This window comes from Actinocorallia aurantiaca, from assembly GCF_039533685.1.
Lineage (GTDB): Bacteria > Actinomycetota > Actinomycetes > Streptosporangiales > Streptosporangiaceae > Actinocorallia > Actinocorallia aurantiaca.
Window position 1 is genome coordinate 1 of sequence record NZ_BAAATZ010000050.1, and the last position, 710, is coordinate 710.

A 710-nucleotide genomic window follows, 5' to 3' on the forward strand; every position below is an offset into this window, starting at 1 on the left:
CCTTGTGCAAGAAACAATAAAAATAGCAAACCTGGCCATAGAGGCTGAGGCTAGCGGAGATGGAGCTAAAGCATGTGCCGAATGGAGGAGAATTCTAGGTGACCGGTTCCCCCTTGTCCGCTAGCCAGATTATTGCTCTTTCCCACGGGGAGCTTGCTCGGGCCGCAGACGACTACCAACTAGCTCGTCGTCTCCAGATGGCTACCTTTGTATTCGCTATCATTTCGGTATTTATTCCCAATTCCCTAACCTATATTCCTACTGTATGTGCATTGGTCGCCCAAGTAACTTCATGGTTGGTCAGGAACCGTGCCGCCTCGCGCCATAAGTCTGGAGAGGCGGGAAGGACGTGGGGTCTTCTATTCGATGCCTTTGGGCAAATAGCTGAGCGTATGGAGTTGGCCAATTGGCTAAGTAATATTCCGGCCCAGGACAGGGCTTCGCAAGGGTCGGTCGACCCGGACTATTACGCCAGTAGGTCGCCTAAAGGGGTGCGCAGGCTTTGTGAACACCTGCAAGAGAACGCTTTTTGGGGGAAATGTCTCTACAGGACAACCGCTGCAAGATATAGGACTATGATGTGGTTTTCTGCCACCATCGCAATAGTTGCTATGCTGGTAGCGATCCCCCTTGCTTCTGGCGAGCAAGGACTTTTGATCGCGAGGGTTATCGTCGTGGTTCTTGCTTCTGGTGCGGTTGCCACGCAGCTA

1 protein-coding gene is annotated in these 710 nt (G+C 52.4%); it reads left to right on the forward strand.

What is annotated here, in order from left to right; genetic code table 11:
• Positions 1-98: 98 nt before the first annotated feature.
• On the forward strand, positions 99-710 hold a 612-nt coding region (locus ABD327_RS37235; protein WP_344458490.1), incomplete at its 3' end, for a hypothetical protein.